The organism is Nocardioides sp., assembly GCF_024509035.1.
Classification (GTDB): domain Bacteria; phylum Actinomycetota; class Actinomycetes; order Propionibacteriales; family Nocardioidaceae; genus Nocardioides.
Map to the genome: position 1 here is coordinate 1 of NZ_JANINT010000167.1, position 4,854 is coordinate 4,854.

Sequence of the window (4,854 nt, forward strand, 5' to 3'; positions counted from 1 at the left end):
CCCGGCCTCGGGGTGGAGCGCGAGCGCGGTCATGTGACGGCCCCGACCACGGTGTGCGCAAGGAACGCCATCGCCCAGGCCAGCGCGAAATAGACGCCGAACACCGTCAGCGGCCAGCGCCACCCGCCCGTCTCGCGGCGCAGCGTGGCGATCGTCGCCATGCACTGCAGGGCGTAGACGAAGAACACCAGCAGCGCGGCCAGCGTGGCGGAGGTGAAGACCTTCTCGCCGGCGTGCGGGCCGCTGTCGAAGGTCGTGTCCTCCAGCGCCCGGGTCGGATCGTGGGGGTCGCTCGCGGCGGTGATCTGGCCCATCGTCGCCACGAAGGTCTCGCGCGCGGCCAGCGAGGAGATCACGGCGACGTTGGTGCGCCAGTCGAAGCCGAGCGGGTCGAACACGGGGGCGGCCGCCCGGCCGATGCCGGCGGCGACGCTGTGCTCCATCGTGTACGCCGCGACCGCGGCGCCGTCGTCGGGATCGACGCCGTGGGCCCGCATCTCGGAGGCCGACTGAACGGGCAGGTTGAGCAGCGCCCACAGCACGATCGTGGACACCACGATCACCGTGCCCATCTTGTGCAGGAAGCCCTTGACCGGAAGCCAGACCGCCACGACGACCGAGCGGGCGGCCGGCAGGCGGTAGGGCGGCATCTCCATCGTGAAAGGCATCACCGTGTGCCGCCCGCCGCCGATCAGCGTGGCGACGCGGGCGGCCAGCATCATCGAGACCGCACCCAGCAGGTAGAGACCGAACATCGTCGCGCCGCGTGCGCTCAGCCCGCCCCAGCGGGCGTCGGCGGGCACGAGCATCGAGATCAGCAGCGTGTAGACGGGCAGCCGCGCCGAGCACGTCACGAGCGGCACCGAGAGCATCGTGGCCAGCCGCTCCCGGGCCGAGGGCATCGTGCGGGTCGCCATGATGCCGGGGATCGCGCAGGCGAACGACGACAGCAGCGCGACGAACGCCCGGCCCTCCAGGCCGGCCAGGGCCATCACGCGGTCCATGAGGAACGCGGCGCGGGAGAGGTAGCCGACCTGCTCGAGCGCGGCGATGAGCACGAACAGCAGCGCGATCTGGGGCACGAAGACGAGCACGCCGCCGACCCCGCCGAGCAGTCCGTCGGAGACCAGCCGGACCGGAGCGGAGTCGCCGAACGTGTCGGTGACGGCGGTGGCGAGCCGCTCGATGCCGGTGCCGATCGCGTCCTGGGCGGGCGCGGCCAGGGCGAAGATCGTCTGGAAGAAGCCGAACATCACGGCGAAGAACACCGCGACGCCCGCCACCGGGTGGAGCAGGACGCGGTCGACGCGCGCGGTGAGCGCGCTCTCCTGGGCGGAGCGGTAGTCGGCCGTGCTCAGCACCGACCCGATCCAGGCGGTGCAGCCCTCGGGGTCGGTCGGCGGGGCGATGACGGGGCGCGACCAGGCCTGCCAGGCCGGCAACAGGTCGATCAGCGCGCCGGCGCCGGAGCGCTTGCGCCCGTCGGCCACCACGACCGGGACGCCGAGCGCGCGGCTGAGCCGGTCGAGGTCGAGCCGGCCGCCCCGGGCGACCAGCTCGTCGTGCATGGTCAGCACCAGTGCAGTCGGCCGGCCCAGGGCGAGCACCCCGGCGAGCAGGCGGAGCGACGTACGCAGCGTGGTGGCGTCGGCCACGACCACCACCGCGTCGGGCTCCTCGACGCCGTCGAGGCGGCCGTGCAGCAGGTCGACGACGATCTGCTCGTCGATGCTGATCGGCTCGAGGCTGTAGGTGCCGGGCAGGTCCTCGACCTCGACGGGAGTGCCGTCAGGGAGGGTGCAGGTGCCCTGAGCGCGGCCGACCGTGACGCCCGGGTAGTTGCCGGTCTTGACCCGCAGGCCGGTCAGCGCGTTGAAGATCGTCGACTTGCCGGCGTTGGGTGCGCCCACGAGCGCGACCGTGGTGCGCTGCTCTGCGATCGCCGTGGAGGCCGGGGCCCCGCTCGGGTCGCAGTGCGAGCTCATGCCACCGAGACGACGGCGGCCAGGCCCGCGTCGGAGGTCACACCCACGCGGACGTCGATCCAGCGCGCCTGCGCCGCGCGCAGGCACATCGCGGTGTCGGCGAACCGGTAGAGCGTGGGGTCGCGCAGCGGGGCCCGGCGTACGACGGTGACCTCGGTGCCGGGCACCAGGCCCAGGTCGACGAGCCGGCGGGCGATGTGTGGCTCGACGCCGTCGGCGACGCCGACGATCGTGGCGCGCGCACCGGCCGGCAGCTCCACGAGCGACCGCGTCTCACCGGACAACCTGACTCCTTGGCGACCTCGACGAAGGTAAGGCTCAACTTAGTCAGGCTAGCCTCACCCGCCCAGGGACCAAGGTCCCGTCCGAGCGTGGGTCAGGTCACGCTCGGCGTCCCGGGTCCGGGTCTTCGGTTCAATTGCTGGGTTAGGCACCGGCTACCGATCGGTAACCGGTGCCTAACCCAACAATTGAACGATCGGACCCGCCCGGGGTCGGCCCGCCGGACCCAGCTCACGCCGGGGAGACGTCCAGCACGACCTCGAACTCCAGCAGGTCGGCGCCGGTGGCGACCGGGTTGCGCTGCTCGCCGGGCTGACCGGCGTGAGCGGCTCGGGCGTCGCCGTCGCGCCAGGCCTCGAAGGAGGCGTCGTCCTCCCACTGGGTCACCACGAAGTAGCGGTCGTCGCCGCGCACCGGCCGCAGCAGCTGGAAGCCGAGGAACCCGGGCGTGCCGTCGACGGTGTGGGCGCGGTGGGCGAACCGCTTCTCGAGCTCCTCGCGGGCCTGCGGCGGGACGGAGATGGCGTTGATCTTCACGACGGGCATGGCTCAACGGTAGGTCGGACCCCCACTAGCCTGGCGCCATGCCCACGCTCGCGGACGTCGTCGACCTGCTGCACGGGTGGTACCCACCCGCCACCGCGGACTCCTGGGACGCCGTCGGACTCGTGGCCGGGGACCCGGCGGCGCCGGTGCGCAAGGTGCTGTTCGCGGTCGATCCCGTCATGCCGGTCGCCGAGGAGGCGGCCGACTGGGGCGCCGACCTGCTGGTGACCCACCACCCGCTGTTCCTCAAGGCCGTCCACGGGTTCGCCGCGACCACGCCCAAGGGGCGCACGATCACGGCGCTCACCAGGGCCGGCTGCGCCCTGCTGGCGGCCCACACCAACGCCGACCAGGCCGAGGGCGGCGTGTCCGAGGCGATGGCGCGCGCGCTGGGCCTCGGTGACCTCGAGCCGATCCTTCCCGCAGCGGCGGACGCCCTCGACAAGCTCACCGTCTACGTCCCGGCCGCCGACGCCGATCGGCTGCGGGCGGTGCTCGCCGAGGCGGGGGCGGGACGCATCGGCGACTACGACCGCGCGTCCTTCTCCACGCGCGGCGAGGGCCGGTTCCGCCCGCTCGAGGGCGCCCGACCCACCATCGGCACCGTGGGTGAGGTCGAGGTCGTCGACGAGGTCCGTGTCGAGGTGGTGCTGCCGCGCGCCCGGCGGACGCCGGTGGTGCGCGCGATGCTGGCGGCGCATCCCTACGAGGAGCCGGCGTACGACGTCGTCGAGCTGGGCGACCCGGGGCTGGCCACGACAGGCACCGGCCGGATCGGCTCGGTGCCGGAGCTGTCCCTCGGGGAGTTCGCCGCCCGGGTGGCCGACGCCCTGCCGGCGACCGCGCAGGGGGTGCGCGTCGCGGGCGACCCGTCGCGCCCGGTGCGCAGGGTCGCGCTGTGCGGCGGCGCGGGCGACTTCCTGCTCGACACCGTCGCCCGCACCGACGCCGACGTCTACGTCACCAGTGACCTGCGACACCACCCGGCCAGCGAGTTCGTCGAGCGCCAGGGGCCGGCCCTGGTCGACGTCGCGCACTGGGCGGCCGAGTGGACCTGGCTCCCGGTGGTGGAGGCGCGGCTGAGGGCCGCCCTGGGCGATACGGTGGACACCCGGGTCAGCACCGTTCGGACCGACCCGTGGCAGTTCCGCGTCTGATCCCCCTGTGCACAGCGACTCCCGAGGAGCCCATCCGGTGAAAGCCGATCCGTCCGCCCAGCTGCAGCTCCTCGACGTGCAGGCCCTCGACGCCCGGGCCGACCTGCTGCGGCACCAGCGGGCGAGCCTGCCCGAGCTCGCGGAGATCGCGTCGCTGACGGTCGGCCGCACCGAGCTGGACAACAAGGCCCGCGACGCGCGGATCGCCGTCGACGACCTGACGACCGAGCAGGAGAAGGTCGACGCCGATGTCGAGGCGGTCAAGGCCCGCCGCAAGCGCGACCGCGACCGCATGGACCAGGGGCTGGTCACCAACCCCAAGGACCTCGAGCGGATGGGCCACGAGCTCGAGTCGCTCGAGCGCCGCATCGCCTCCCTCGAGGACGAGGAGCTGGAGCTGATGGCCCGCCTCGAGGACGCCCAGCGCGACCTCGACGGCCTGCTGGGCCAGGTCGCCGAGGCCGACCAGCGGCTCGCCGAGCTCGCCACGTCCCGTGACGAGAAGGTCGCCGCGATCGACGCGGAGCTGACCTCGCTGCAGGGCGAGCGCGCCACCGCGGTCGAGGGGCTGCCGGCCGACCTGCTCGCGCTCTACGACAAGCTCCGCGAGCAGAAGGGCGGCATCGGTGCGGCCGAGCTGCGCCAGCGCCGCTGCACCGGCTGCCAGCTGGGTATCGACAACGCCGAGCTGGCCGTGATCAAGGCGAAGCCCGTCGACGACGTCGTCCGGTGTGAGGAGTGCAGCCGGATCCTGGTCCGCACCCCCGAGTCCGGGCTGTGAGCGACCGGGCCGACAGCGGGGCCGACAGCAGGGCGGTCGCCCGCGTCTTCATCGAGGCCGACGGCGGGTCGCGCGGCAACCCCGGCCCGGCGGCGTACGGCGC

At 73.5% G+C, this 4,854-nt stretch carries 5 protein-coding genes; 2 read left to right on the top strand and 3 right to left on the bottom strand.

Going from position 1 to position 4,854, the window contains the following annotated elements:
- Positions 1-29: 29 nt before the first annotated feature.
- The 3 genes from Q0L15_RS12785 to Q0L15_RS12795 all read right to left on the bottom strand — a co-directional run bounded on the left by Q0L15_RS12785 (position 30) and on the right by Q0L15_RS12795 (position 2,813).
- Positions 30-1,910, bottom strand: coding sequence for a ferrous iron transporter B (locus tag Q0L15_RS12785; RefSeq protein WP_296604830.1), 1,881 nt, complete (start codon positions 1,908-1,910; stop codon positions 30-32).
- 71 nt (positions 1,911-1,981) lie between these two features.
- Complete coding sequence (locus tag Q0L15_RS12790) at positions 1,982-2,269, bottom strand: FeoA family protein (protein ID WP_296604826.1); 288 nt, start codon at positions 2,267-2,269, stop codon at positions 1,982-1,984.
- Between the two features lie 229 nt (positions 2,270-2,498).
- Positions 2,499-2,813: an antibiotic biosynthesis monooxygenase gene (locus Q0L15_RS12795; protein ID WP_296604827.1), complete on the bottom strand. Its 315-nt coding sequence runs from the start codon at positions 2,811-2,813 to the stop codon at positions 2,499-2,501.
- Between the two features lie 38 nt (positions 2,814-2,851).
- Here Q0L15_RS12795 and Q0L15_RS12800 point away from each other — a divergent pair, with 38 nt between their 5' ends.
- A complete protein-coding gene (locus Q0L15_RS12800) occupies positions 2,852-3,970 on the top strand; it encodes a Nif3-like dinuclear metal center hexameric protein (RefSeq protein ID WP_296604828.1) in 1,119 nt (372 codons plus the stop codon).
- Between the two features lie 37 nt (positions 3,971-4,007).
- Entirely contained in the window at positions 4,008-4,751 is a 744-nt protein-coding gene (locus Q0L15_RS12805; protein ID WP_296604829.1) for a C4-type zinc ribbon domain-containing protein, read from the top strand.
- Positions 4,752-4,854 lie beyond the last annotated feature (103 nt).

Coding starts and splice junctions, on each gene's coding strand:
- Q0L15_RS12795 (WP_296604827.1), bottom strand. CDS start 2,813: ATGCCCGTCGTGAAGATCAACGCCATCTCCGTCCCGCCGCAGGCCCGC.
- Q0L15_RS12800 (WP_296604828.1), top strand. CDS start 2,852: ATGCCCACGCTCGCGGACGTCGTCGACCTGCTGCACGGGTGGTACCCA.